Source organism: Amycolatopsis camponoti (assembly GCF_902497555.1).
In the GTDB taxonomy this organism is placed as follows: domain Bacteria; phylum Actinomycetota; class Actinomycetes; order Mycobacteriales; family Pseudonocardiaceae; genus Amycolatopsis; species Amycolatopsis camponoti.
Map to the genome: position 1 here is coordinate 807,622 of NZ_CABVGP010000001.1, position 25,423 is coordinate 833,044.

At 71.3% G+C, this 25,423-nt stretch carries 24 protein-coding genes; 13 read left to right on the forward strand and 11 right to left on the reverse strand.

From position 1 onward, the window contains the following. Positions 1–24 precede the first annotated feature (24 nt). On the reverse strand, positions 25–765 hold the full coding sequence (locus tag AA23TX_RS03865; RefSeq protein WP_155541208.1) for a maleate cis-trans isomerase family protein: 741 nt from the start codon (positions 763–765) through the stop codon (positions 25–27). Between the two features lie 173 nt (positions 766–938). Between AA23TX_RS03865 and AA23TX_RS03870 the strand changes: the two genes are divergently transcribed. The 4 genes from AA23TX_RS03870 to AA23TX_RS03885 are packed head-to-tail and all read left to right on the forward strand — an operon-like array spanning position 939 to position 4,059. After that, a complete protein-coding gene (locus AA23TX_RS03870; RefSeq protein WP_439328764.1) occupies positions 939–1,868 on the forward strand; it encodes a D-2-hydroxyacid dehydrogenase in 930 nt (309 codons plus the stop codon). Beyond that, positions 1,865–3,247, forward strand: a complete 1,383-nt coding sequence (locus AA23TX_RS03875) for an amidase (protein ID WP_155541210.1) — start codon at positions 1,865–1,867, stop codon at positions 3,245–3,247. The genes AA23TX_RS03870 and AA23TX_RS03875 overlap by 4 nt, the downstream gene beginning before the upstream one ends. 58 nt (positions 3,248–3,305) lie before the next feature. Then, positions 3,306–3,563, forward strand: coding sequence for a hypothetical protein (locus AA23TX_RS03880; RefSeq protein ID WP_155541211.1), 258 nt, complete (start codon positions 3,306–3,308; stop codon positions 3,561–3,563). A gap of 46 nt (positions 3,564–3,609) precedes the next feature. Continuing rightward, positions 3,610–4,059: a MaoC family dehydratase gene (locus AA23TX_RS03885; protein ID WP_155541212.1), complete on the forward strand. Its 450-nt coding sequence runs from the start codon at positions 3,610–3,612 to the stop codon at positions 4,057–4,059. Here AA23TX_RS03885 and AA23TX_RS03890 read toward each other — a convergent pair. The 8 genes from AA23TX_RS03890 to AA23TX_RS03925 all read right to left on the reverse strand — a co-directional run bounded on the left by AA23TX_RS03890 (position 4,037) and on the right by AA23TX_RS03925 (position 10,384). Beyond that, positions 4,037–5,269: an MFS transporter gene (locus tag AA23TX_RS03890; protein ID WP_155541213.1), complete on the reverse strand. Its 1,233-nt coding sequence runs from the start codon at positions 5,267–5,269 to the stop codon at positions 4,037–4,039. The genes AA23TX_RS03885 and AA23TX_RS03890 overlap by 23 nt on opposite strands. Before the next feature lie 169 nt (positions 5,270–5,438). Then, positions 5,439–5,948, reverse strand: coding sequence for an ArsR/SmtB family transcription factor (locus tag AA23TX_RS03895; protein WP_155541214.1), 510 nt, complete (start codon positions 5,946–5,948; stop codon positions 5,439–5,441). Positions 5,949–5,994: 46 nt separating this feature from the next. Beyond that, positions 5,995–6,822, reverse strand: coding sequence for a pyrroloquinoline quinone biosynthesis protein PqqB (pqqB, locus tag AA23TX_RS03900; protein ID WP_155541215.1), 828 nt, complete (start codon positions 6,820–6,822; stop codon positions 5,995–5,997). Beyond that, positions 6,819–7,883: a pyrroloquinoline quinone biosynthesis protein PqqE gene (gene pqqE, locus AA23TX_RS03905; RefSeq protein WP_155541216.1), complete on the reverse strand. Its 1,065-nt coding sequence runs from the start codon at positions 7,881–7,883 to the stop codon at positions 6,819–6,821. Before pqqE ends, pqqB begins: the two co-directional genes overlap by 4 nt. Then, positions 7,874–8,140 (reverse strand): pyrroloquinoline quinone biosynthesis peptide chaperone PqqD, encoded by a 267-nt coding sequence (gene pqqD / locus AA23TX_RS03910; protein ID WP_155541217.1) that lies wholly within the window; start codon positions 8,138–8,140, stop codon positions 7,874–7,876. The genes pqqE and pqqD overlap by 10 nt, the downstream gene beginning before the upstream one ends. Next, the gene (pqqC, locus tag AA23TX_RS03915; protein WP_155541218.1) at positions 8,137–8,820 is read right to left on the reverse strand and encodes a pyrroloquinoline-quinone synthase PqqC; all 684 of its coding nucleotides are present in this window, start codon (positions 8,818–8,820) and stop codon (positions 8,137–8,139) included. Before pqqC ends, pqqD begins: the two co-directional genes overlap by 4 nt. A gap of 3 nt (positions 8,821–8,823) precedes the next feature. Then, complete coding sequence (pqqA, locus tag AA23TX_RS03920; protein ID WP_086864059.1) at positions 8,824–8,910, reverse strand: pyrroloquinoline quinone precursor peptide PqqA; 87 nt, start codon at positions 8,908–8,910, stop codon at positions 8,824–8,826. Positions 8,911–9,019: 109 nt separating this feature from the next. Beyond that, complete coding sequence (locus AA23TX_RS03925; protein ID WP_155541219.1) at positions 9,020–10,384, reverse strand: WS/DGAT/MGAT family O-acyltransferase; 1,365 nt, start codon at positions 10,382–10,384, stop codon at positions 9,020–9,022. 80 nt (positions 10,385–10,464) lie between these two features. Here AA23TX_RS03925 and AA23TX_RS03930 point away from each other — a divergent pair, with 80 nt between their 5' ends. The 7 genes from AA23TX_RS03930 to AA23TX_RS03960 all read left to right on the forward strand — a co-directional run bounded on the left by AA23TX_RS03930 (position 10,465) and on the right by AA23TX_RS03960 (position 19,773). Next, the gene (locus AA23TX_RS03930) at positions 10,465–11,643 is read left to right on the forward strand and encodes an NAD(P)/FAD-dependent oxidoreductase (protein WP_230862332.1); all 1,179 of its coding nucleotides are present in this window, start codon (positions 10,465–10,467) and stop codon (positions 11,641–11,643) included. A 71-nt stretch (positions 11,644–11,714) separates the two neighbouring features. Then, on the forward strand, positions 11,715–13,310 hold the full coding sequence (locus AA23TX_RS03935) for a thiamine pyrophosphate-binding protein (protein WP_155544237.1): 1,596 nt from the start codon (positions 11,715–11,717) through the stop codon (positions 13,308–13,310). Further along, a complete protein-coding gene (locus AA23TX_RS03940) occupies positions 13,307–15,328 on the forward strand; it encodes a hydantoinase/oxoprolinase family protein (protein ID WP_155541220.1) in 2,022 nt (673 codons plus the stop codon). The genes AA23TX_RS03935 and AA23TX_RS03940 overlap by 4 nt, the downstream gene beginning before the upstream one ends. Next, complete coding sequence (locus AA23TX_RS03945; RefSeq protein WP_155541221.1) at positions 15,325–17,025, forward strand: hydantoinase B/oxoprolinase family protein; 1,701 nt, start codon at positions 15,325–15,327, stop codon at positions 17,023–17,025. The genes AA23TX_RS03940 and AA23TX_RS03945 overlap by 4 nt, the downstream gene beginning before the upstream one ends. A 1-nt stretch (position 17,026) precedes the next feature. After that, positions 17,027–17,812, forward strand: a complete 786-nt coding sequence (locus AA23TX_RS03950; protein WP_155541222.1) for an SDR family NAD(P)-dependent oxidoreductase — start codon at positions 17,027–17,029, stop codon at positions 17,810–17,812. A 4-nt stretch (positions 17,813–17,816) separates the two neighbouring features. Further along, positions 17,817–18,539 carry a GntR family transcriptional regulator gene (locus AA23TX_RS03955; RefSeq protein ID WP_155541223.1) on the forward strand — a complete coding sequence of 241 codons (723 nt, stop codon included), beginning with the start codon at positions 17,817–17,819 and terminating at the stop codon, positions 18,537–18,539. Positions 18,540–18,795: 256 nt separating this feature from the next. Further along, complete coding sequence (locus tag AA23TX_RS03960) at positions 18,796–19,773, forward strand: ArsR/SmtB family transcription factor (RefSeq protein WP_155541224.1); 978 nt, start codon at positions 18,796–18,798, stop codon at positions 19,771–19,773. A 281-nt stretch (positions 19,774–20,054) separates the two neighbouring features. Here AA23TX_RS03960 and AA23TX_RS03965 read toward each other — a convergent pair whose 3' ends face one another. Then, positions 20,055–22,013: an NPCBM/NEW2 domain-containing protein gene (locus tag AA23TX_RS03965; protein WP_155541225.1), complete on the reverse strand. Its 1,959-nt coding sequence runs from the start codon at positions 22,011–22,013 to the stop codon at positions 20,055–20,057. Positions 22,014–22,139: 126 nt separating this feature from the next. On the opposite strand from AA23TX_RS03965, the gene AA23TX_RS03970 reads away from it, so the two are divergent. Beyond that, the gene (locus tag AA23TX_RS03970; protein WP_196425172.1) at positions 22,140–23,342 is read left to right on the forward strand and encodes a CaiB/BaiF CoA transferase family protein; all 1,203 of its coding nucleotides are present in this window, start codon (positions 22,140–22,142) and stop codon (positions 23,340–23,342) included. A gap of 3 nt (positions 23,343–23,345) precedes the next feature. On the opposite strand, the gene AA23TX_RS03975 is transcribed toward AA23TX_RS03970, so the two are convergent. Then, entirely contained in the window at positions 23,346–23,954 is a 609-nt protein-coding gene (locus AA23TX_RS03975; RefSeq protein WP_155541226.1) for a hypothetical protein, read from the reverse strand. Positions 23,955–24,096: 142 nt separating this feature from the next. Here AA23TX_RS03975 and AA23TX_RS03980 point away from each other — a divergent pair, with 142 nt between their 5' ends. Then, on the forward strand, positions 24,097–25,365 hold the full coding sequence (locus AA23TX_RS03980; RefSeq protein ID WP_155541227.1) for an aminotransferase family protein: 1,269 nt from the start codon (positions 24,097–24,099) through the stop codon (positions 25,363–25,365). Positions 25,366–25,423: the final 58 nt, after the last annotated feature.

The following is a 25,423-nucleotide window of genomic DNA, read 5'->3' on the forward strand; positions in this document are numbered from 1 at the left end:
TAGAGGTAAGGTCAAGGAAAACCTTCACGACACGTCACGAAGCCACTTCCCGGGTCCGACGATCGGCAGGTTCATCCGGCGCAGGCATGCCCACATGGTCAGCTGGTTGGCGGTGAGCACCGGCTTGCCGAGCGCGGCTTCCAGCGGCTCGATCAGGTCGTACGTCGGCAAGTTCGTGCAGCTGACGAAGATCGCTTCGGCTTCGCCGTGGTCGGCGGCGAGGATGCGTTCGGCGATGGTGCGGTAGCTGACCTTCCAGATGCCGCCGCCCAGCCCGAGGTGGTCGCTGGCGACCGTCTCGACGTTCAGCTCGCCGAGGAAGTCGTGCAGCGCGCCGGTGAGGTCGGCGTCGTACGGCGTAAGCACCGAGACGCGGTGCAGGTCGAGCTGGTGCAGCACCTCGGCCAGCGCGCCCGAGGTGGTCACGGCGTCCGGCGCGCCGGCGTCGCAGATCGCCTTGGTCAGCGACCGCTCGTAGTCGACGCCGTTGACGAAGCTGCCCGACGTGCAGAGGTAGGCGACGACCTCGGGCTCCACGTGCAGCACGTCGCGAGTCGCGCTGGCGAGGTGGTGGCTGTCGCTGACGAGGCGGGCCATCTCCATGCTGACCGGCACCGGCTCGTACGGCGTCCGCGCGAGGTGCAGCGACACCTCCATCGGCACCCAGCGCCAGAGCTCGCGCTCCAGTGCGAGGTCGAAGGGGGCGATCACCCCGATGCCGCGTTGCGCCAGCGGGCCGTCGAACGCCAGGAAGTCGAAATCCAAGGCTCAGCCTCCGGAATACGTCTGAACTTGATGACACGTCCGGTGCTCCGGGGGTCGTTCCTCGGATTGTTGACAATCATACGAGTGACTTTTACCGTGTCAACGTGATCGCCTCGGAAACCCAGGAAACCCCGGTCCTGGCGGTGCTCTGCGGCGAGTCCCGCCCACCGGACATGCGTGCTGTCGAATCCGGTGCCGTGGTGCGTTACACGGACGCGGCGGGCCTGCCCGAAGCGTTGTCCGGAGCCGACGCGCTCTTCGTCTACGACTTCCTCTCAACGGCCGTGCCGGACGCCTGGTACGCGGCCGATCGGCTGCGCTGGCTGCACATCGCGAGCGCGGGCGTCGACCCGGTGCTGTTCCCCGGGCTGGTCGAGAGCGACGTCGTCTTGACCAACTCGCGGGGTGTCTTCGACGACGCCATCGCGGAGTACGTGCTGGGTGTCGTCCTCGCTTTCGCGAAGGACTTCGCGCGGTCGCACGATCTGCAGCGCGAGGGTCGCTGGCTGCACCGCGAGAGCGAACGGATCGCCGGGCGCGAGGTGGTGGTCGTCGGCACCGGGCCGATCGGCCGGGCCATCGCGCGGCTGCTGCGCGCGGCCGGGATGCGGGTCAGCGGTGCCGGCCGCCGCGAGCGCACGGGCGACCCGGACTTCGGCGTCGTGCACGCGTCTTCGCAGCTCGACGCGTTCCTGCCACGCGCCGACTACGTCGTCGCCGTCGCGCCGCTGACCGAGCACACCAAGGGCATGTTCGACGCGCGCGCGTTCGCCGCGATGAAGCCGTCGGCGCGCTTCGTGAACGTGGGCCGGGGTGAGCTGGTCGTCACGTCCGACCTGGTCGCGGCGCTCGAAAGCAAAGCGATCGCCGGCGCCGCCCTCGACGTGTTCGACACCGAGCCGCTGCCGCCCGGCCACCCGCTGTGGACCATGCCGGACGTGCTGGTCTCGCCGCACATGTCCGGCGACTTCATCGGCTGGCGCACCACCCTCGTCGAGGTGTTCACGGAGAACTTCCGCCGCTGGCGGGCTGGGGAGCCGCTGCGCAATGTCGTCGACAAGACGCTCGGCTACGTGCCGTCGGGGAAGCAGGGAGCCGGATGAACGACAGGATGCTGACCGCCAGCGAGCTCGTCGCCGCCTACGCGACCGGTGAGCTGTCACCGATCGAGGCGACGCAGAACGCGCTGCAGGCCATCGAAGACCGCGACGGCGAGTGCAACGCGTACTGCCTCGTCGACGCCGACGGGGCGCTGGAACAGGCCAAGGCGTCGGAGGTCCGCTGGCGGGACGGCAACCCGATCGGCTGGCTCGACGGCGTGCCGTCCTCGATCAAGGACATGTTCCTCACCCAGGGCTGGCCGACCGTCCGGGGCTCGAAGAGCATCGACCCGGACCAGCCGTGGGACGTCGACAGCCCGGTCGCCGCGCGGATGCGCGAAGCCGGTCTGGTCTTACTGGGTAAGACGACCACGCCCGAGATCGCGTGGAAGGGCGTCACCGACAGCCCGCTGCGGGGCATCACGCGCAACCCCGCCGACCCGTCGAAGACGGCCGGCGGATCGAGCGGTGGCAGCGCAGCGGCCGTCGCGGCGGGGATGGGCGAGCTGTCCGTCGGCACCGACGGCGGCGGCTCGGTGCGGATCCCGGCGTCGTTCTGCGGGATCGTCGGGCTCAAGCCCACGCACGGCCGGATCCCGTTGTTCCCGGCGAGCCCGTTCGGCCCGCTCTCGCACGCCGGCCCGATGGCGCGGTCGGTGGACGACACCGCGCTGCTGCTGGACGTCCTGTCGCTGCCCGACCACCGCGACCCGGCCGCGCTGGCGCCCCCGGTGGCGTCGTTCCGCGAGGCCGTCCGCCGGGACGTGCGCGGCCTGATCGCGGCGTTCTCGCCGACGCTCGGCTACGTCGACGTCGACCCGGAGATCGCGGCGGTCGTCGCCGCGGCGGTGCGCGCGCTCGGCGACGCCGGTCTGCACATCGAGGAGACCGACCCGGGGTTCGCCGATCCCAAGCCGGCGTTCGACATCCTGTGGTCGTCGGGGGCGGCGAAGCTGCTCGACTCGTTCCCGCCCGGGTCCGAGGAGCGGACGGACCCGGGCCTGCGCAAGGTCTGGGAGCTCGGCCGGACGTGGTCGGCGAGCGACTACCTCGACGCGACCGCCGAGCGGGCCGCGCTGGGCATCCTCATGGGCGAGTTCCACACGCGCTACGACGTGCTGATCACCCCGACCGTCCCGATCGCCGCGTTCGAAGCCGGGCACGACGTGCCGCCGGGCAGCGGGCTGAGCGAGTGGCCGGAGTGGACGCCGTTCACGTACCCGTTCAACATGACCCAGCAGCCGGCGATCAGCGTCCCGGCCGGCCACACGTCGGCGGGGCTGCCGGTGGGCCTACAGATCGTCGGGCCGCGGCACTCGGACGACCTCGTGCTGGCGGTGGCGAAGCTCCTGGAGGAAGTGCGGCCCTGGGCGCCGGCCTGACCACACGTGAGGGTGAAACCCGGGCCGGTGCGGGGCGAGCTGTGCCACTGTCGGCCGGGTGAACGCTGAAGGCTGGCGGTACGAGCGCGCCATTCCGACCGTGGACGTCGCCGGAGAACCGACCCGGGTGGTGGTGGGCCTGATCGAGCACGGCGACCGCCTGGCGGCGGCACTCCGGGTGGACGACGGCAAAGCGGCCCTGGTTCCCCTGGAAATGGGCGGCGAGCTGCTGAAGGCGCTGCGGGAGACACTGGAGAGCTGGTGGCGCCTCGACGGCCACCGCGACCTGACCCCGGAACCCCGGGCCGGCCGCTGAAGCCGGTGGTAGCCGGGTGTGTCCGGTTCTGTGGCACGCTGCGGCCATGAGTGATCGCTACTTCGAGGACTACGTCCCCGGCGCCACCCACGACTGCGGCAGCGTCGAGGTGACCGAGGCCGACATCCTCGACTTCGCCCGTCGCTACGACCCGCAGAGCTTCCACGTCGACGCCGCCGCCGCGGCGGACGGGCCGTTCGGCGGGCTGATCGCCAGCGGCTGGCACACCGCGAGCCTGATGATGCGGCTCTACGCCGATCACTACCTGTCCTCTGTGTCCAGTTTGGGCAGTCCGGGCGTCGACGAGCTGAGGTGGCCGTGGCCCGTGCGGCCGGGCTCGGTGCTGCGGCTGCGCGCCACCGTCGCCGAGGCCCGGCTCTCGCGTTCGAAGCCGGACCGGGGGCTGGTGCGCACGTACGTCGAGTTCGTCGACGGCGGGGACGACGTCGTCTTCAGCGCGAGCCTGCTGAACCTCATCCTGGTGCGGCCGGGCTGATCGGCGCGCGGCGGACCAGTCCGCGCACCTGCGGGTTGAGCAGCACGATCGCCGTCGCGCCGACGACGAGGGCCGCGCCGCCGAGGAGCGTCGCCGAACGTCCGGCGTGCTCGGCCAGCGGACCCGCGGCGATCTGGCCGAGCGGCATCGCGACGAACGAGCCGAGCATGTCGTAGGAGTAGACGCGGGCGAGCTTCTCGGGCGGCACGTTCTCCTGCAGCGACACGTCCCAGGCGACCCCGAACTGCTCGATCGCGAAGCCCGAGAGGAACATCGCGAACAGCATCGGCAGCAAGTACGGCGTCTCGCCGAGCGCGAGTATCGGCAGCGCGTCGACCGTCACGAGCGCGACTCCGAACAGCAGCATCCGCCGTGGCAGCCACCGCGCGGCGAAGACTCCGCCGAGCAGCGCGCCGGCGGTTTGCACCGCCAGCGCGAGGCCCCAGCCGGTGCGGCCGAACGTGTCGTCGGCGACCAGCGGGCCGATCACCCGCAGTGCGCCCGCGTTCACCGCGTTGACGATCATGAACTGCAGGACGACCAGCCACACCCACGACCGGGCCCGGAACTCCCGCCAGCCTTCCGCGAGCTCGCTGAGGGGGCGGCTGCCCGGGATGCGCACGCCGTGCGGCAGGCGGATCCGCCGGTAGGAAAGCGCGGCGGCGAGGAACAGGACGGCGTTCCCGGCGAGCGCCCACCCCGAGCCGGCGAACGCGACGAGAACCCCGGCGAGCCCGGCGCCGGCGATGCGGCCGACGTTGGACAGCAGCCGGACCAGCGCGTTCGCCTGGGCGAGCAGCGGCGTGGGCACGGTCAGAGGCGTGAGCGACGCGGCCGCGGGCAGCGAGATGGCCGAGACGGCGCCGTTGACCAGGCTGAGCCCGACCAGCAGCGGAACGGACGCGAATCCGCAGAGGACGCTCGCGGCGATGGCGGCCTGCGTGAGCGCGGCGGCGGTCTCGGTGCCCTGCAGGATCACCGACCGCGGCAGCCGGTCGGCCAGCATCCCGCCGAAGAGCACGAGCAGCACATTGGCGATCGACCGCGCCCCGACGACGATCCCGAGATCCACGGCCGACCCGGTCAGGTCGACGACGGCGAAGGCCAACGCGAAGGGCGCGACGGCGTTGGCGAAGTCGGCGAAGGTCCGCCCGGTGACGAGGGCGCGAAAGCGAGGTTCACGAAGCGGGGCGAGGAGCGGGGAAGTCATCAGAGCAGCTCCGGCGGGACGGTGGGAGAAGGTGAGTGACGTGGTCGTGTGGACGGGCTTGCGTTGCCGGCAGGCAGATATGGCCTGGCTCGTGCGGCCGGCGGCGTGAGCCGGCCGGTCAGCCGTGGGGCGACAGATCCGATCCCGCGCCGCGAACCCGGCGCCCTCATCACGCTTCCTCCGACAGCTCGAACAACGCCACGCTCGCGCTGACCCGCACCGTTCCCGGTGACCGAGGTGGCTGCGCCGCCGCGTGGAGTTCCTGGCTCAGTTGCGATGCCTGCTGGAGGAGGCGTTCCCAGAGTGCGGGGTCCACCCACAGCTCCGCGTCCGTCAACGAGGCTCGGCGGCCCGGTGCCCGTGACCCCGCCCGCCGCAGGAGTTCGCCCGCGACCGCCTTGGTCAGCAGCTGCTCCTCTGCCGGGTCGCGGGTGGTCAAGCGGCGACCCGAGTCCGGGTCGTGGCGGTACCGCTTCGCGTGGCCGCCGCGGATCGTCACCTCTTCGGCCACGTCCAGGAGGCCCGCCTCGTGCAGGCGGCGCAGGTGGTAGCTGATGTTCGCCTGCGTTTCGCCCAGCTCGCGCGCCGCTTCGGCCGCGCTCATCGGGGCTCCCGTCAGCAGCGACAGGATCCGCATGCGCAGCGGGTGCGCCAGTACGCGCAGGTTGTCGTGGGGCATGGCGCCAGTCTGCCACAACCATCAAAGAGTTATTTGGGGGTCTCGCCTAGAGCGAAAACTCCGTCCCGTCCGCCGGAAGCGACGCGCCGGCCGACAGCACCGCGGCGTGCTCTTCCGACACCGGGTCCAGCACCGGGTTCGTGTTGTTCAGGTGTGTGAACGCCCACCGCCCGGGCCGTCCGGAGATCCGGGCCAGGCTCGCGGTGATCGGCAGGTGCCCCATCGCGAGCTGGTCCGGCCCGCCGACGCCGGCCATCTCGTCCGGCGCGTAGAACGTGCCGTCGAGCAGCACCAGCGAAGCACCCTCCACAAAGGAATCGAACCCCTCGGGCCAGCTCTTCAGGCACGGCGCGTACACCAGCGACCCGCCGGTCGCGAGATCCGTGATCCGGTAGGCGACCACCCACGGACCGTCTCCCGTGGAAGAAACGTACTTCGGTCTCTTATCGCTCACCGGTAGCGAAGAGATCCGTAGTCCGGGAAGGTCCACAAGGGACGTCCAGCCGCCGTAGCCGTCGACGATCGCGCGGAACGGAGACAAAGCGTCCAGCACCGTGTCCGGCGCGTACACCGGGAGCCCGCCGGCCTCGCGCAGCATCAGCAGGCCCAGCGAGTGGTCGAGTTCGGCGTCGGTCAGCAGAACTCCGCGCAACGGCGTCTCCCGCGGACCTGGCCCCGCACGCAACGGCGGGGTGGAAAGGATCTGCGACCGGATGTCCGGTGAGCAGTTCAGCAGGTACCAGCCGACGCCGTCCGCGCTGATCGCGACGCAGTCCTGGGTGCGAGGCGCCAGCGCGGAAGTGCAGAGCGGACACGCGCAGTTCCACTGTGGACATCCGCCGCCCGCCGCGGTGCCGAGCAGGATCACCTTCATCGGCGCATGACCAGGTCGGACTCCGGAGGCCGGGCAAGAATGAGATCGACGACGGAACGCCGCGGCGACCGCGAGCACACCGGATCGGTCGCCGCGGCGTCGCCGGTCAGCAGGAACGCCTGGCAGCGGCAACCGCCGAAGTCGACCCCGCGGCGGTCGCACGTCCGGCACGGCTCGGACATCCAGTCCTCGCCGCGGTAGGCGTTGAACGACGACGAGCCGTACCAGATCTCGGCCAGCGGCTTCTCCCGCACGTTGTCCAAAGTGAGCGTCGAGATCGCCGACGCCGCCGGGCACGGCAGCACCGTCCCGTCCGGCGCCACGGTCAGCTGCCGCGCACCCCAGCCGTACATACACGGCTTCGGGTACGGCTCGTAGTAGTCGGCGACGACGTAGACGATCTCCATCGTGCCGCGCAATCGCGATACCGCCGCGCGCACCACGGGCTCCGCCGCGGCGAGCTGGGACGGTGTCGGCATCAGCGCCTCGCGGTTGCGCAACGCCCAGCCGTAGTACTGGGTGTTCGCCAGCTCCAGCCGGTCCGCGCCCATCCGCTCGGCCAGCTCGATGATCCCGGCCAGCTGGTCGTGGTTGCGCCGGTGCAGCACCACGTTCAGGGACAACGGCAGCCCGGACGCCTTCACGAGCGCGGCCGCGGCGAGCTTGTGGTCGAACGCTCGCGCGCCGGCCAGCAGGTCGGCACGCTCCCGCGTCGCGCCCTGCGCCGACAGCTGGACGTGCGCGAGCCCGCGCGAGACCAGGTCGTCGAGCCGCGCCGCGGTCAGGCCGAGGCCGGAGGTGACGAGGTTGACGTAGCAGCCGAGCGAGCCGGCGTGCTCCACCAGCGCGGACAGGTCCGGCCGGGCCAGCGGTTCGCCACCGGACATGTGCACCTGCAGCACGCCCAGCTCGCGCGCCTGCGAGAGCACCGATGTCCAGTCCGAAGTGGACAGCTCCGCGGCGCGGGAAACGAGTTCGACCGGGTTCGAGCAATAAGGACAGTGCAGGGGGCAGCGGTGGGTCAGCTCGGCCAGCAGCCCGAGCGGCGGGTTCACGTCCATGCGACGACCCGCCGTTCGCCCAGTCGCGACAGCACGTCGAGGACGTCCTGCTCCCGGACGCCGGTGAAGCGCTTTCCCAGCACCTCGGTGATGTCGGTGACGGTGCGGGCGCCGTCGCAGAGTTCGAGCACCGCGGCCGCGGTGGTGTTCGGCACCAGTACTCCCTCGGGGAACAGCAGGACGTGCGTCTCCCGGACGTGGTCGAAGGACAGCCGCACGCCGCGGCGCAGCTCGGGAACGGAGCCGGCGGCGATCATGCGCGCTCGATCGCGTCGAGCATCGACCACAGGACGTCGCACTTGAACGACAGCGCCGCGATCGCGCGGTCCTGCTGCTCGCGCGTGACGCAGTGTCTGACCACGATGTCCAGGGTGTCCTTGCCTTCGCCGGAGACCTTGTCGATGCGGTTGGTGAAGTAGTCGAGGTCCGCCCGCGCGATCCACGGGTAGTGGGCGAGCATGTCCGCGACGCGCTGCTGCATCAGGTGCCCGGCGAACATCTCGGTGAGCCCGGAAGCGACGGCCTCCCACCACGGCTTCGTCCGTGCGAAGGTCACGTAGGCGTCGACGGCGAACCGGACACCGGGCGCGACGTGTCGCTCGTCGAGGACCTCGTCACGCTCCAGGCCGACGGCCTCGCACAGCCGCAGCCACCGCTCGATTCCGCCGGTGCCGGCGTTCGGGCCGTCGTGGTAGACGATCCGGTCGAGCCACTGACGGCGGATTTCCGGCAGCGGGCAGTTGCTGATGATCGCCGCGTCCTTCTGCGGCAGCTGACACTGGTAGTACCAGCGGTTGGCCGCCCAGATCCGCAGCCCGCGCTCGTCGAGCTCGCCCGCGTGCAACCGCCGGTGGAACGGGTGCGTGCCCCAGTACCGGTCCGAAAGACCGCGCAGGGCTCCGATGAATGCGCTTTCCGCGAGCGGCTCGACGGGCACCGGTCAGTCCGCCATGCGGGCCGCGTAGGCGGTCACCTCCATGGGTGTTTCGTATTCGACGAAGTCGGGAGTCGTCCACACCTCGGTCATGTCGTGCTCCTTTCCGTGAACCGTCACGGTAGGAGCGAGACGAGCGGACTGACCAGAGCAGTTCGGAAAGTTTCCTTCCGATGGCGCAGTGGGGTGCCGATGACCGGTGCTACTTCACCGCCGCTTCCAGCTCCACGAGCGCCGTGTCCAAATGGGTCAGGATCCGCTGCAGGTGCGGCACGCTGCGGCGGCAGCCCGTGACGCCGAAGTCGAGGTGGTCGCCGTTGCTGGTCAGCGTGATGTTGACGGCCTGGCCGTCGAGCAGCACCGACGCCGGGTAGATGCCGTCGAGCTGCGCGCCGTTCCAGTACATCTGCGTGCGCGGCCCGGGCACGTTCGAGATCACCAGGTTGAACGGCGGCCGCGTGTTGTTGACGACGCCCGGGATCGGCGATACGCCGAGCTGCGCGACGTTAACGGCCGATAACAGCAGCGTCTGCAGCGGCGTCAGCTCCGAGAACAGCCGCTTGCCGTTGCGCATCGACTGGTGGATCGTGACGAGCCGCTTGCCCGCGTCCGGCAGGTCGGTGGCCAGGTTGCACAGCAGCGCGCCGATGTTGTTGCCCGCCGCTTCGCCCGGGTCGTTCTGGCGGCGCAGCGACACCGGGACCATCGCGACCAGCGGCGCGTCCGGCAGCGCGCGCTGCTCGATGAGGTAGTCCCGCAGCGCGCCCGAGCACATCGCGAGCACGACGTCGTTGCGCGACACCCCGGCGGCCGTCGCCACCTGGCGCACGCGGTCGAGCGACCACGACTGCGCCGCGAACCGCCGCGCGCCGCCGATGGGCACGTTGAACATCGTCCGCGGCGCCTGCCCCGGCAGGGTCACCGTGTGCTCGCCGAACGCCTCGCGCGCGACCTTGATCGCGGCCGGCGCCAGCCCGGCGAGCTGGCCGGCGGTCTTGCCCGCGGTCTGCAGGAACGACCGCGGGCTCTTGACGCGGGCTTCGCCCGGTTTGCGCCGGCTGCCCCACCACGGCGGGCAGTCCAGGTCCGCCGGGTCGTCCGACAGCGTGCCCTGCAGCTGGCGCAGCGCCGACACGCCGTCCATCAGCGCGTGGTGGACCTTGGTGTAGACGGCGAACCGGCCGTCGGCCAGTCCCTCGATGAGGTGCGTCTCCCACAGCGGGCGATGCCGGTCGAGCAGGGTGCTGTGCCAGCGCGACGTCAGCTCCAGCAGCTCGCGGATGCGGCCCGGCTGCGGCAGCGCCGAGTGCCGGAAGTGGTAGTCGAGCTCGAGATCGGTCTCCGCGCGCCAAGCCACGTGACCCATCGTGTTCACCGGCCGGGCCGGGCGGCGCCGGAACACCGGGCGCATGTTGTCGGACTCCAGCAGCGAACGGCGGACGTCGCGCAGGTAGTCGTCGCCGGCGCCCTCGGGTTTCTTGAACAGCTGCAGACCGCCCACGTGCATCGGATGCTCGCGCGTTTCGACCAGGAGGAACATCGAGTCGGTCACGGGCATCATCGCCATGGGACATCACCTTCCGCACTCGGCACGCCGACTGTACGCGCTCGGCGGCCGTGGGTGGATCACGTTCTACATTGGCGAGTATGACCGTCCGCGGGCCGGGGGAAACGTCCCTGCCACCGATGGCCGAGTGCGTCGTGATCGGTGGCGGTGTGATCGGTGTGAGCTGCGCGTTCCGCCTGGCGGAAGCCGGCGTCGACGTCCTGCTGCTCGAGCGCGGCGGGCTCGGCGAGGGCTCGACGGCGAAGGCCGCGGGCGGCATCCGGTCGTCGTTCACGAGCCGCGTGAACGTCGAGCTGGGACTGCGCGGGCTCGCGGCGTACAGCGCTTTCTCGCGCGACTTCGGCGTCGAGATCGACTTCCGCCGCGACGGCTACCTGTACCTGCTCACCGACCCCGCGGACGTGACCGCAATCGGACACTGCGCGGAGCTGCAGCGGTCTTACGGCGTAAGGAGCCACCTGCTGGACCCCTCCGAAGTGCGGGACGTCCTCCCGCTGCTCGAGACGGACGGGATCGTCGCCGCCCTGTGGTCTCCGGACGACGCGAAGGCGACGCCGGACGCCGTCGTCCAGGGCTATGCGAGGGCGGCGAGGGCGAGCGGTGCGAAGCTGCGGACCGCCGTCGAGGTCACCGGCATCGAGCGTGACGGCGACACGTTAACCGGCGTTAACACGACAGCGGGGTTCGTCCGGACCGGCGCGGTCGTGTGCGCGGCGGGCGCGTGGTCGGGGCGGGTCGGCGAGCTGGCCGGCCTCGACCTGCCGGTGCGCCCGTTCCGGCGTCAGGTGGTGTTCACCGGGCCGGTGCCCGGGCTGCCGGACGCGGTACCGCTGACCATCGAGATGCCGTCGGCGTTCTACTTCCACCGCGAGGGCCCGGGCCTCGCCCTGTCGTTCTGCGAGGGCGACGGCTTCCCCGGCTTCGACACGCACTACGAAGCCGGCGAGTGGCTGCCGCGGCTGGCCGAGCTGGCGGGCCGGCGCATCCCGGCCGTCCTCGACGCCGGCATCCGCACCGCCTGGGCCGGGCTGTACGAAGTGACGCCCGACCGCAACCAGATCGTGGGGGAAAGCGTCCTGCTGTCGCGGTTCTTCTACGCGACCGGCTTCTCCGGGCACGGGTTCCAGATGGGCCCGGCGGCCGGCGAGCTGATCCGGGACCTCTACCTGGGGCGACAGCCGGCGGTGGACATCGCCGAGCTGGACGTCCGGCGCTTCGAGGGCGCCGATACCGCACCGGTGGAACGGCACATCGTCTAGGGGTTGATTGCCAGATCGTTCAACGATCTGGCAGTATCCGGGCCGTGGCTGTGAGTGGTGCTCGGGAGCTGGTGGACGCGCTCGAAGGGCTGGGGACGGAGATCGTTTTCGGCCTCCCGGGGGTGCACAACCTGCCGTTGTGGGAGGCGCTCGCCGAGACCCGCATCAAGCTCGTCGGGGTCCGCCACGAGCAGACCGCCGGGTACGCGGCCGACGGCTACGCGCGCGCGACCGGCAAGCTCGGCGTCGCCCTCGTCACCACCGGGCCGGGTGCGGCCAACACCCTCGGCGCGGTCGGTGAAGCGATGGCGTCCGCGGCTCCGGTGCTGATCATCGCCACCGACATCCCCTCGACGCTGCGGCGCCCCGGCGTCGTGCGCGGCGTGCTGCACGAGACGTCCGACCAGCAGGCGATGTTCGCGCCGGTGACCAAGGGTGTCTTCACCGTGCGGGCCGCCGACCAGATCGGCACCACCGTGCACCGCGCGGCGCGGCTCGCGCTGGAGCCGCAGAGCGGCCCGGTCTACCTCGGCGTGCCGACCGACTACCTGCGCGAGACCGTGCCGCACCGGCGCCCGCCCGCGCCGCACCGCAAGCCCGACGGCGACGTTCCCGACCTCGCCCGCGCGGAAGCGATGCTGTCCGACGCGAAGAACCCGCTGATCTGGGCCGGCGGCGGCGCGCTGCGGTCCGGGGCCGGGGACGCCATCGGCGCGCTCGCCGAGAAGATCGCCGCGCCGGTCATCACGACGTTCGGCGCCCGCGGCCTGCTCCCGCTCGACCACCCCTGCCTCGCTCCGAACCCGGTGCACACCCCGGAGGTCGGCGAGCTGTGGGACGAGGCCGACGTCGTGCTCGCCATCGGCACCGACTTCGACGGCCTGATGACGCAGAACTGGCGGATGCCGAAGCCGCGCAAGCTGGTCGCGATCAACGTCGACGCCGACGACGCCGCCAAGAACTACCCACCGGACCTGACGCTGGTCGGTGACGCGCGCGCGATCGTCGAGCGGCTGCTGCCGAAGGAACGGGCCGGCCTGGACGACATCACGTTGCGGCTGGCCGGCATCGGCCGCCGCGTGCGCCAGCGCATCCGGGACGAAGAGCCGCAGGCGTACGACTTCCTGTCCACTTTGGACGAGGTGCTGCCGACGAACGCGGTGCTGGTGTCCGACATGTGCGTCGCCGGGTACTGGGTCGGCGGCTTCCACCGGGTGCGGGCGCCGCGCAAGCTCGCCTACCCGATGGGCTGGGGCACCCTCGGCTACGGCTTCCCGGCGTCGCTCGGCGCCGCCGCGGCCGGGGTCGGGCGCGCCATCTGCATCACCGGCGACGGCGGGTTCCTCTACGGTTGCGGCGATCTGGCGACGCTCGCGCAGGAGCAGCTGCCGGTCACGGTCGTCCTCGTCGACGACGGCGGCTACGGAATGCTGCGCTACGACCAGGAGCGCGAAGGGCTTCCGCGGCGCGGGGTCGACTGGGACAGCCCGGACTTCGTCGGCCTGGCCCGGTCCTTCGGCGTGCACGCCGACCGCGTCTCCGGGTTCGGGCGCGCGTTCCGGCGGCTGCTCGGCGAGTTCGTCGAGTCGGACGAGCCGAACGTGCTGGTGGTGAAGGCCAAGCTGAAGCCGCCGCTGAACACGTCGCCGCGGTGGTACCGCACATGAGGATCGGCGTCGACATCGGTGGCACGTTCACCGACCTCTGCGCGGTGGACGAGACCGGGATCGTCGCGGTCGGCAAGGTCCTTACGACGTACGACGAGCCCGCGCGCGCCGTCGAGGAAGGCCTCGCCGCACTGCTCACCGACCCAGGGGCCGTCGAGCAGGTCGTCCACGGGACGACGCTGGTGACGAACGCGCTGATCGAGCGCAAGGGCTCACGGACCGCGCTGCTCGCCACCGCGGGCTTCCGTGACGTCCTGGAGATGCGGCGCGAACACCGGTACGAGCTGTACGACCTGCACCTCGAGCTGCCCGCGCCGCTGGTTCCGCGGCACCTGCGCTTCGACGTCCCGGAGCGAATTCTCGCCGACGGATCGGTCCGGACCGCGCTCGACGAGGCTTACGTTGTAAGGCTCGGGCGGGAACTGGCGGACCGCGGGATCGAAGCGGTCGCCGTCTGCTTCCTGCACTCGTTCACGAACCCGGCGCACGAGCGGCGCGTGGCCGAGATCCTGGCCGAGGTGGCGCCCACGCTCAGGGTCGCGCTCTCCTCGGACATCGTCCCCGAGATCCGCGAGTTCGAGCGGATGTCGACCACGGTCGCGAACGTCTACGTCCAGGACCTGACCGAGCGCTACCTGCGCGACCTCGAACACCGGCTGCGGCGGATCGGGATCCCCGGCGCGCCGCACATCATGCTGTCCAACGGCGGACTGGCCACTGTGGACACCGCGGCCCGGCACCCGATCCGGATCCTCGAGTCCGGCCCCGCCGGGGGTGCGCTGGCGGCGGCCGCGATCGGACCGGCGGACCTGCTGGCCTTCGACATGGGTGGCACGACGGCGAAGCTGTGCCTGATCGCCGGCGGTGCGCCGCTCGTCACGCACCAGTTCGAGGTGGACCGCAAGTACCGGCTGCTGCCCGGGTCCGGGTTGCCGGTGCAGGTGCCGGTCACCGACATGATCGAGATCGGCGTCGGCGGCGGGTCGATCGCCCGGATCGACGCGCTCGGCCTGCTGACCGTCGGGCCCGATTCGGCCGGGTCCGAGCCCGGCCCGGCCTGCTACGGCCGCGGCGGCACCGAACCGACGGTGACCGACGCCGACCTCGTGCTCGGCTACCTCGACCCCGGCTACTTCCTCGGCGGCGGCATGGAACTCGACGCGGAAGCCGCGCGGTCGGCCATCGTCGAACGGATCGCCGGGCCGCTCGGCGTGAGCGTCGAGGAAGCCGCGTGGGGCATCCACACGAGCGTCAACGAGGACATGGCGAACGCCGCGCGCGTGCACGCCGTCGAGCGCGGCCAGGATCCGGCGAAGCTGCCGATGTACACGTTCGGCGGCGCGGGCCCGGTCCACGGCGTCGGCGTCGCCCGCGCGCTCGGAGCGCCGTCGGTCGTCGCGCCGCCCGCCGCCGGGGTGCTCAGCGCGGCCGGGTTCCTCACCGCGCCGCTGGCGTTCGACTTCGTCCGGTCGGCCCGCGCGGCCGTGCACGACTTGGCGTGGGAACAGGTCGACGCGCTGTTCGCCGAGATGGAAGCCGAGGGCGCGGCGCTGCTCGCGAAGTCCGGAGTGGACGAAGTCACGCACCGCCGCGTCGCCGAGATGCGCTACGCCGGGCAGGGCTACGAGATCCGCGTCCCGGTCCGCGGCGGCCGCTGGCCGGACGCGCTGATCGACGAGTTCACCGCCACCTACCGCGCGCTGTACCGGCGCACCGGACCCGAGGTCGGCGTCGAGGTGCTGAACTGGCGGGTGGTGTCGAGCGGACCCAAGCCGGACGTCACGCTGCGGCTGACCACGCGGGCCACCGGGGCTGACGCGCGCAAGGGCACCCGCGATGCCTATTTTCCCTCGGCAGGGGGATTTGTCGACACGGCGGTGTTCGACCGGTACCTCCTGACGCCGGGGGAGCGTGTCGCCGGACCGGCCATCGTGGAGGAACGCGAGTCCACTGTGGTCGTCCCGCCTGGTGCGCACTGTGTCGTCCGAGGTGACGCGGCCCTGGAGGTGACGGCGTGAGCGTCGACCCCATCCTCGTCGGGCTGTTCGGCAACCGCCTGCACTCCATCCTCGCCGAGCAGCAGAACGCGCTGGTCAACACGGCCTTCTCGGCCGTGGTCCGCGAATCCCTCGACCTGGCCTGCGCGGTGTTCGACTCGCGCGGCGAGATGATCGGCCAGTCCGTCGGCGGCACGCCGGGCCACATCAACGCGATGGCCACCGGCATGCACCACTTCGTCGCCGCCTACCCGCCGGAGAGCCTCGAACCCGGCGATGTGCTGCTCACCAACGACCCGTGGCAGACTGCCGGGCAGATCAACGACATCACCGTGGTGACCCCGGTGTTCCGGGACGGCCGGCTCGTCGCGTGGTTCGCGTCCTGCTGCCACGCGCCGGACATCGGCGGCCGGCTCGTTTCCGCCGAAGCCCACGAGGTCTTCGAAGAGGGCCTGCGCCTGCCGATCATGAAGTTCCTGAACGCGGGGGTCGTCAACGCCGATCTGGAACGGCTGATCCGGGCCAATGTCCGGACGCCGGAGGAGACGATCGGGGACCTGTACGCGCAGGTCACCGGTAACGAAGTCGGCGCGGCCGGCCTGCTGAAGCTGCTGGACGAGTTCGGGCTGCACTCACTCGACGAAGTCGCCGCCGAGATCATGAACCGCTCCGAGAAGGCGTTGCGAGACGCGCTGCGGGCGCTGCCGGACGGCGTCTACACCAACGAGATCGTCACCGACGGCTTCGACGACGAAGAGATCGTCCTGCGTGTGACAGCCACTGTGGACGGTGACGGGATCCACCTCGACTTCGCGGGGTCGTCGCCGCAGAGCCGGCGCGGGATCAACGTCGTGCTCAACTACACGCGGGCGTACGCGTCGTTCGCGGTCAAGGCGGCGATCTCACCGGAGGTGCCGCACAACGCCGGCTCGTTCCGGCCGGTGCGCGTCACCGCGCCGGAAGGGTCGGTGCTGAACTGCCTGCCGCCCGCGCCGGTCGCGTCCCGGCACCTGATCGGCCACTTCCTGCCGTCGCTGCTGATCGGCGCCCTGCCCGCCGCCGCGATCGCGCCGAGCGCGGACGCGCTCTGGATGACGATCTGGCGTGGCCCCGGGTTCATGCTCAACGTCTTCCAGACCGGCGGCATGGGCGCGCGGGCGGACAAGGACGGGCTGAACACCACCGGTTTCCCCAGCGGTCTGCGCTCGACGCCGACGGAAGTCATCGAGACGATGGCGCCGCTCGTCCAGCACACGCGGGAGCTGCGCGTGGACTCCGGTGGTGCCGGACGCCGGCGCGGTGGCCTGGGCCAGGTGACGACGATGGCCGCGCGCGGCCAGGACTCCTGGAGCGTCAACGGGAACGTCGACCGCGTGCGCGCCGCGGCGTCCGGAGTGGACGGTGGTGAGTCCGGCGCGGCCGGGCGCTTCGGGCTGCACGAAGGGGATGACCTGCCCGCGAAGAGCCGGGTGACGCTGACACCCGAGTCCGTTGTGGACGTCACGCTGCCCGGCGGCGGTGGTTACGGGCCTCCGTTCGAGCGACCGGTGACGAGGGTGCTCGACGACGTCGTCGAGGGGTACGTCTCGGTGGCGGCGGCGCGCGAAGTGTACGGCGTCGAGGTGCGGTACCTCGGTGACCCGGGTGCGCTCGTCCGGCTGCCCGGGGACTACGCGGTGGACGAAGAGCAGACAGCACGACTGAGAGCGGGGAAGTGACATGGGTCGGTTGGCCGGCAAGGTGGCGGTCGTCTTCGGCGGCGCGCGGGGCATCGGCCTCGCCACGGTCAAGGAGTTCCTCGCCGAGGGCGCGACGGTGTTCGCTTCCGACATCCGCGAGCCCGCGGAAGACGTCGACGGCTACCGGCACTCCATTGTGGACGCGACGGACGAGGACGCCGTGGCGGCGTTCGTCGACGGCGTGCTCGCCGAAGCCGGCCGCGTCGACGTGCTGGTCAACAACGTCGGTATCCACCTCGGCAAGCCGCTCGCCGACACCACGCTGGCCGAGTTCGACAACATCTTCGCGCTCAACGTGCGCGCCGCCTTCCTCGGCATCCGCGCCGTGCTGCCGCACATGATCGAACAGAAGGCGGGCAGCATCATCACGACGTCGTCGAACGGCGGCGTGATGGGCCGCCCGGGCGACCCGGTGTACAACGCCACCAAGCACGCGCTGGTCGGCCTGACGAAGTCGATCGCCGTCGCTCACGCCCACCAGGGCATCCGCGCCAACACGGTGAACCCCGGCGCGATCGACACCGACATGCTGCGCAGCACGCTGAACTCACCCGAAGAGTTCGAGACCAAGCAGCACCAGCTGGTCGCGAGCACGCCCGCGGCGCGCGTCGGCGAGGCGTGGGAAGTCGCGAAGGCCATCGTGTTCCTGGCGAGCGACGAGTCCCGGTTCATCAACGGCGTCGTGCTGCCGATCGACGGCGCGAAGGCCGCGGGCGCGATGCCGGGCAACCGCTACAGCCTCGACTTCGAACTCGGCGTCAGGTAGCGCCGTGTCCGTCGATCCCTCGGGGCTGGAGAGCGAGCGGCACCTGCTCGAGCGCAGCGGCACGGCCGAACGGGTCGCCGCGATCCTGCGGCAGTACATCACCGACGGCGTCTTCGCCCCCGGCGAACGGCTGTCCGAGCCGGTGATCAGCTCGGCGCTCGGCGTCTCGCGCAACACGCTGCGCGAATCGTTCCAGCTGCTGGCCCACGAGCGGCTGGCGGTGCACGAGCTGAACCGCGGCGTGTTCGTGCGCGAACTGACCACAGAGGACATCGAAGATCTCTACGTCGTCCGCCGCGCCACCGAATGCGGGGCCCTGCGCCGGGCGGCCGAGCTGTCCACTGTGGACCTGCTGCCGGTCGAGCAGGCGCTGCGAGACGGCCGCTCGGCGGCGGTGGCCGAGGACTGGTCCGCGGTCGGCACCGCCAGCATCCACTTCCACCAGGCGCTGGCCGACCTGGCCGGCAGCGAGCGCATCTCCGCGACGATGCGCCAGGTCCTCGCCGAGACGCGGTTGTTCTTCGTCCTCAACGACAACACACGCGAGTTCTACGAGCCGTTCCTCGACTGCCACGAGCAGATCCTGCGCGACCTGCGGCGCGGCCGCTTCGAGGTCGCGGAAGCCGCGCTGGACCGCTACCTCCGCGACGCCGAAGCCCTGCTGCTGGCGCTCAGCGAGCCCGGCGCCGTCGCGAACACCACGGTGAACGAGCGCGGCACGCGGTAGGTGGTGACCCGGTACGTCCCGTCCGCGGCGGCCGACCAGTGCTGCCGGACCACCGTGGTGACGACCCGGGTCACGGCGTAACCGGTGGCCGGGGGTTCGGCCTCAGCGGCCGGCGCCCCGGCGATGAGCAGCGCGGCCACGGCAGCGGCGGTTCTCGCTCGGGGCACCATGGGTCCACTGAACCGTCCGGGAGCACGCGAGCGGAAAGGATTCGAGCCGGTTCAAATCCGCCGCACCGGCTGCTAGCGTCGATCGGGTGTTCACGCTGCGGGTCGACGCCGAGACGGTGGCCAGGACCCGCTTTTCGCCGTCCCCGGCGTCGGAGTCGCTGGCGTGGCTGAAACTCACCGCCGCTTCGGGGCGCCACCCGGTGTTCGGGGACCCCGGCCCGCTCGCCCGCGCGTCCCTCGCCCACCCGGACGTCGCCCTGGTCGTTGACCTGCTGGCGCGCACGGGCGACGTCTACACCCCCGACCTGCTCACGCCGCAGCCCGGCACGGCCACCCGGCCCCGCGACCTGCTCGACGAGCAGATCGCGCGGATCGAGGCGACCACCCAGGACGACGTCGAGACGCAGGTCATCGCCGCCACGCAGGCCCACTGGAGCAGACCATTGGCGGCCACGACCCGCCGGGCCGCGGACTCGGGCACGATGCCGCGGCGGCTGGCCGCCGGCCTCGCCCGGTTCTGGCGGGACGCGCTGGCCGAGGGCTGGGCCGGACTGCACTCGGTCATCGAGCGGGACATCACCCACCGCGCGAAGACCATCGCCCGCCACGGTGTCGGCGGAGTGCTCGGGTCGCTGCACCCCGGCATCGCCTGGGCGGGCGACGCGATCACCTTCGACGCGACCTGGGACGGCGAGATCGACATCGCCGGCCGCGACCTGGTCCTCGCGCCCGGCGCGCTGAGCTGGCCCGGCTTCGCCGTCCAGGTCGACGTCCCCGACCAGCTCGTCCTCTACTACCCGGCGCACCGGGTCGGGACCGGCTCCGGCCACCGGCCCGGCACGATCGCGCAGGTCGTCGGAGCCGCCCGGGCGTCGCTGCTGGCGGACCTCGCCACCGCCCGCTCGACCGCGGAGCTCGCCACCCGGATCGGGTACACGGCGGGCACCGTCTCCTACCACCTCGGCGCCCTGCACCGCGCGGGTCTCGTGAGCAAGGTCAGGGACGGCCGCTTCGTGCTGTACCAGCGGACCGCCCAGGCCGTGGTCCTCCTGGAAGAGGCCTGAGCCAGCAGGTGAGGTTCGGCGCGATCCACCCGCTGTGTAGGCCGAACTGGAGCCCGCTGGCGTGGACGTACGCTGTAAGGCTGGGCAGGTCCGGGTACTTCGCGATGTCCGATTGCAGCATGTCGACGGCGGCGCGGACCTTCCCATCGTCGATCCGCGACCCCGAGATCCCCGCGGCGGGGCCGCGGACAAAGATCACCGGGGTAACCGGCACAAGGGAGAAAACGCCGCCCCCGGACGAGTGGCCGGGGGACGGCGCGGTGTACGTGACTTCCCCGCTCTCAGCAGGTGATCGCGGCGTCCGCCCAGTCGGCGTGGTCGGAGTCGTTGGTGTCCCCGCCGTCGGTGACGACGAGGTCGAGCACCTGGACGCCGGCGAGGTTCACCGCGAGCTGCTGCGCGGGCAGACCCGCCGTCATGACGGCGGTCTCGGCGAGCGTCTTGCCGTCGCCGAGGACCTGGAACGCGACGCTGCCCTTGGCCTTTTCGTCGTCGTGGCCGACGGACGCGCCGAACGTCGTGCAGCCGCCGCCGAGGTAGAACCGGACGCGTGACGGCGCGTGCACGCCGAGGCCGTCGGCGTAGGTCACGCCGCCGATGGTGATCGGGTGCCCGTCACCGGCTTTGGACTCGCCGTTGCTCGTGCCGCGTTCGACCGGGCCGTAGCCGTTTTCCGCGGAGAGCCAGGTGGCCTTCGACAGCGGCGTCACGCCTTTCGCCGGCGGGACCACGATCGGCGCGCCGCCGTCGGCGGTTAACGAGCGTTTACCCCAGGCCGTCCAGTAGTTCGCCGTCGCGGTCAGGGTGACGCGGTCGCCGCTGGGAGCGTCGGGGCGCACGGTCCAGGACTTCTGCCAGGACCGACCCGGTGCCACCGCCGGCACGAGCGCGTCGCCGCGGCCGTCGAGCTTCCAGCCGGCCGGGGCGGTCAGCTTCACCTGCGCGGCGACGAGCGGGGTGCTGCCGTCGTTGGTCAGCTTCAGCGTCGCGGTGAACGGCTTCGCGGCGTCGGCGAAGTCGGGTGCCTGCACGGTGAGCGTCGAGAGCGGCGCCGCGTTCGGGAACTTCGCGGGCCAGACGCGGAAGACGGCGGCGCCGTGGCTCGGCACCGACGCCCGGAGCGTGCCCGTCGTCTCGGTTTCGGTGCCGGTCCACAGATCGCGGACGCGGTAGTCGCGGGCCTTGCCGAGACCGAGCTCGGTCGTGGTGGCCGACATCGGCGCCGCGGTCAGGCCGCGGTTGAAGAGCACGACCGCCGCCGAGCCGTCCGACATCGGCTTGGTCCAGACCTCGGTGTCGCCGTCGTCGCGGAGCTTGTACCCCTGCTTGCCCGCCCAGTCCTGGTCGAGCGCGACGATGTCCTTGTTCTCCAGGATCTTCTTCGTGGTGTCGGACATCGAGCGCAGGTCGTTGCCCGCGAGCAGCGGCGCGTTCATCAAGGCCCACAACGCGAAGTGCGCCTGGTACTCGGTGGTCGTCATCTTGCCGTTGCCGACCTCCAGCATGTCCGGGTCGTTCCAGCCGCCCGGACCCGAGTACCCGGCCAGCGGGACCTGCTTGTCGAGGATCCCGGTCATGCTGCTCCAGCTGTCGCTGATGTCGCTGGTGGTGCGCCACAGTTGCGCGCCGGCGTCCTTGCCCCAGAGCCACGGCTGGTTCTGGCCCCATTCGCAGAGCGCGTAGAGGATCGGGCGGCCGGTCTTCTTGATCGCCTCACCCATCTTCGTGTAGCGCTCGATCGCCGGGCGGCTCTGGTTGTTGCAGTTGTCGTACTTGAGGTAGTCGACGCCCCAGTCGGCGAACGTCTGCGCGTCGACGTCCTCGTGGTCGAGGCCCCCGGGCATGGTCTTCTGGCAGGTCAGCGTGCCGGCGCTGGTGTAGATGCCGAGCTTGAGGCCGCGCTCGTGGACGTAGTCGGCCAGCGCCTTGATGCCGCTGGGGAAGCGGGTGTGGTTGGCCTCGAGCTTGCCGTCGGCGGTCCGGTTCTGTTCGGCCCAGCAGTCGTCGATGTTGACGTACTGGTAGCCGGCGGCTTTCAGGCCGGAGCTCACCATGGCGTCGGCCGTCTCGCGGATGAGCTCTTCGTTGATGTCGCAGTGGAACTTGTTCCAGCTGTTCCAGCCCATCGGCGGGAGCTGGCCGAGCTGCTGGGCGTCGGCCGGCTCGGCAGCTCGGGCGGGTGGGGGAGAAGCGATCGCGGCGGCCACGACGGCGGCCGCGAGCCCGACAAGAAGACGCATGTTCCCTCCAGGAGTGCGCAACTCTGCACAAACTCACTCAACAACAAACACCATGAAGAGGTAGGATGTCTACGGCCGTTAGGAGGAACACCTTGCGGTTTCCGGCTCGGTGGGAGACAAAGGGCCGTGACTTCGCTGCCTGCTGACCACGACGGATTCCGCCCCCTGGACGGGATCAAGGTCGTCGACCTGTCCCGCATCCTCGCCGGGCCGTACTGCACGCAGTACCTCGGGGAGATGGGCGCGGACGTGGTGAAGGTCGAGCCGCCCGGCCACGGCGACGACACCCGCGGCTGGGGGCCGCCGTTCGTCGGCGAGAGCGACGAAGCCGTGTACTACCTCGCGGCGAACCGGAACAAGCGCGGGATCGTGCTCGACCTCAAGAGCGAACGCGGCCGCGAAGCCCTCCGACGTCTGGTGGCCGACGCCGACGTGCTCGTCGAGAACTTCCGGCCGGGGACGCTGGAGAAGTGGGGGCTGGGGTACGCGGCTTTGTCGGAGCTGAACCCGCGGCTGATCCACGTGTCGATCACCGGGTTCGGGCAGACGGGCCCGTACCGCGACCGCGCGGGCTACGACCTGGTGGCGCAGGCGCTCGGCGGCGTGATGTCGCTGACCGGCGAGCCCGACGGCGCACCGGCGAAGGTCGGGCTGCCGGTGGCGGACCTGAACGCGGGGACCTGGGCGATCATCGCGGTGCTGATGGCGTTGCAGGCCCGGCACACGACCGGCCGCGGGCAGTACCTCGACGTGTCCCTTTTGGACAGTCAGCTGGCCTGGCACGTGTACGCCGCGGGTGCGCACTTCTACGACGCGCCACGCCCGCGCCGGATGGGCTCGGCGCACCCGAGCATCGTCCCGTACCAGGCGTACCACGTCTCGGACGGCTGGCTGATCATCGCGGTGGGCAGCGAAAAGCTGTGGCACGCGTTCTGCGGAGTACTCGACCTGGACGTCGCTTCGGACTCGAGGTTTTCGTCGAACGCTCTCCGGGCCGCTCACCGTGACGAGCTGAACGCGCTCTTGGAACCGGCGTTGCTGACCCGCACGGCGGCGGACTGGATGAAGTCCTTCGACGCGGCGGGCATCCCGGCGGCCCCGATCAACGAGATCGACGACGTGTACGCGGACCCGTGGACCACCGCGCGCGACCAGGTCGTGCGGTTGCCGCACCCGACGGTGGGAACGTACGTGGGGACGGGGTTTCCGGTGAAGGCGTCGGAGACCCCGGCGCGTCCCACATCGGCACCGCCGACCTTGGGGCAGCACACCGCGGAGGTGCTGGCGGAGCTGGGGTACTCGGCGGAGGAGATCGCGGAGTTCGGGTGAGGCTCAGCTTCCCGGCGGTCGCCAGTGGAGGTAGTCGGCGACCGTCCGCCGTTTCGCGGCGAGCCAGATCAGCCGCAGGCTGAGCAGCGTCAGCCCGACGCCGATCGCCCAGGCGGCGAGGCCCGGTACCAGCGCCGGGTCCGACCACGCATGCCCGGAGAGCGGGTACCACCACGCGACGGCGCCGAGTGCCAGCAGTGCGAGCGCCGGGAAGGCGAGGACCGTCGGGCTGGTCTGCGCCTGGCGGAGGACGCGACGCAGGCCCGGCGGCTCGGCGGTCGACTTGCGGAGCCACTTCTCGTACCCGATCCCGCCGGGCACGTGCGGGTCCAGCTCGGTCCGGATGTACAGCGAAACCCGCTCGACCAGCCGCTGGCACAGCACCCAGCGAGCGGCGAGGATGTTGCTGCTGAACGGGATGATCAGCAGCAACGGCATCCGCCCGGCCGAGGTGAACGCGAACCCGAACACGGCGCCGCTCGTCGTGATGAGGAAGGCGGTCACCTTCCACTGCTGATCCATCAGGTGGATGATCTCGGCGCGCAGGGCCGAATACTCGGCCAGCGGTCCGAGGTGCAGGTCCTCGGTTCGTCGCCGGAGTGGGATACGCACGTCCACGAGGTCGGCCGGGCGGCGCGGCCGTTACAGGTTGCGCTGCCATCCGGTCCAGTCCGGTGGCGCGAAGTGTGCACGATGGAGTGTTCGCGCTCCCGGCTTCGCCCTGGTAGGGATGGGGGAGGATTGAGGAGGACCGATGTCAGCACAGCACGCCCTTTGGCACCCGTTCGCCGACATGGGCGCGGTGGACGGCGACCGGATGGTCATCACCCGCGGTGAGGGCTCCTACGTCTGGGACGACGCCGGCCGCCGGTACTTCGACGCCACCGCGTCGCTCTGGTACGCGAACTTCGGCCACGGGCGCCCCGAGATCACCGAGGCCGTCACCAAGCAGCTGCAGAAGCTCGACTCGTACAACCTGTTCGGCTACAACGCGAACGAGCCGGCGATCGAGCTGGCCGACCGCGTCGCCGCGCTGGCGCCGACGCCGGGGTCGAAGGTCTTCTTCGGCTCGGGGGGCGGGGACGTCATCGACACCGCCGTCAAGCTCGCGCGGGCGTACTTCGCGCAGACCGGACGGCCGGAGAAGACGCACGTCATCGGCCGGACGCAGGGCTACCACGGCACGCACGGCTTCGGCACGGCCGTCGGCGGGATCCCGGCCAACGCGGCCGGCGTCGGGCCGCAGCCGCCGGAGTTCTCGCACGTGCCGTTCGACAGCGCGCCGGCGTTGGAGGCCGAGATCGCCCGCGTCGGCGCGTCCCGGGTGGCGGCGTTCTTCTGCGAGCCGGTGATCGGCGCGGGCGGCGTGCTGCTCCCGCCGGACGGTTACCTCGAGGAGGTGGCCGCGATCTGCCGCCGTCACGACGTGCTGTTCGTCGCGGACTGCGTGATCGCGGCGTGGGGACGGCTCGGGACGTGGTTCGGGATCGACCGCTGGGCGGTGGAGCCGGACATGATCACGACGGCGAAGGGCATCACCGGCGGAACGATCCCGCTGGGCGCGCTGGTGGTGGCCCCGCGGGTGGCGGAGCCGTTCTTCACGGGCGCGCCGGGCGCCCCGATCTTCCGTCACGGCGCGACGTACGCGGGCCACCCGGTGGCGTGCGCGGCAGGCTTGGCGACGCTGGACATCTACGAGCGCGACGGCCTGATCCCCCGCGGCCGCGAGCTGGAGAAGCCCCTGGCCGACGCGGTGTCGGCGGCCGCCGGCCACGAGCTGGTCGCGGAGGTCCGGGCGGGTCTGGGCTTCGTCGCGGCGGTCGAGCTGACGGCGGAGGTCATGGACGCGGACCCGGGAGCCCCGGTGAAGCTGCAACGCGCGTGCCGGGACGAGGGCGTGATCGTGCGGAACCTCGGACGCGGTGTCGCGGTGTCGCCGCCGCTGATCGCGGGCGAGCCGGAGCTGGACCTGCTGGCCTCCGCGCTGCCGAAGGCCCTGGACCGCTTGGCTGCCCAGGCTTGACCCGCGGTGAACGGCTCTTTCCTGTCCTCCGACAGCAGGAAAGAGCCGTTCACGCGCC

Coding starts and splice junctions, on each gene's coding strand:
- AA23TX_RS03870 (WP_439328764.1), top strand. CDS start 939: ATGCGTGCTGTCGAATCCGGTGCCGTGGTGCGTTACACGGACGCGGCG.
- AA23TX_RS03875 (WP_155541210.1), top strand. CDS start 1,865: ATGAACGACAGGATGCTGACCGCCAGCGAGCTCGTCGCCGCCTACGCG.
- AA23TX_RS03885 (WP_155541212.1), top strand. CDS start 3,610: ATGAGTGATCGCTACTTCGAGGACTACGTCCCCGGCGCCACCCACGAC.
- AA23TX_RS03890 (WP_155541213.1), bottom strand. CDS start 5,269: ATGACTTCCCCGCTCCTCGCCCCGCTTCGTGAACCTCGCTTTCGCGCC.
- AA23TX_RS03895 (WP_155541214.1), bottom strand. CDS start 5,948: ATGCCCCACGACAACCTGCGCGTACTGGCGCACCCGCTGCGCATGCGG.
- pqqB (WP_155541215.1), bottom strand. CDS start 6,822: ATGAAGGTGATCCTGCTCGGCACCGCGGCGGGCGGCGGATGTCCACAG.
- pqqE (WP_155541216.1), bottom strand. CDS start 7,883: ATGGACGTGAACCCGCCGCTCGGGCTGCTGGCCGAGCTGACCCACCGC.
- pqqD (WP_155541217.1), bottom strand. CDS start 8,140: ATGATCGCCGCCGGCTCCGTTCCCGAGCTGCGCCGCGGCGTGCGGCTG.
- pqqA (WP_086864059.1), bottom strand. CDS start 8,910: ATGACCGAGGTGTGGACGACTCCCGACTTCGTCGAATACGAAACACCC.
- AA23TX_RS03925 (WP_155541219.1), bottom strand. CDS start 10,384: ATGGCGATGATGCCCGTGACCGACTCGATGTTCCTCCTGGTCGAAACG.
- AA23TX_RS03930 (WP_230862332.1), top strand. CDS start 10,465: ATGACCGTCCGCGGGCCGGGGGAAACGTCCCTGCCACCGATGGCCGAG.
- AA23TX_RS03940 (WP_155541220.1), top strand. CDS start 13,307: ATGAGGATCGGCGTCGACATCGGTGGCACGTTCACCGACCTCTGCGCG.
- AA23TX_RS03950 (WP_155541222.1), top strand. CDS start 17,027: ATGGGTCGGTTGGCCGGCAAGGTGGCGGTCGTCTTCGGCGGCGCGCGG.
- AA23TX_RS03965 (WP_155541225.1), bottom strand. CDS start 22,013: ATGCGTCTTCTTGTCGGGCTCGCGGCCGCCGTCGTGGCCGCCGCGATC.
- AA23TX_RS03980 (WP_155541227.1), top strand. CDS start 24,097: ATGTCAGCACAGCACGCCCTTTGGCACCCGTTCGCCGACATGGGCGCG.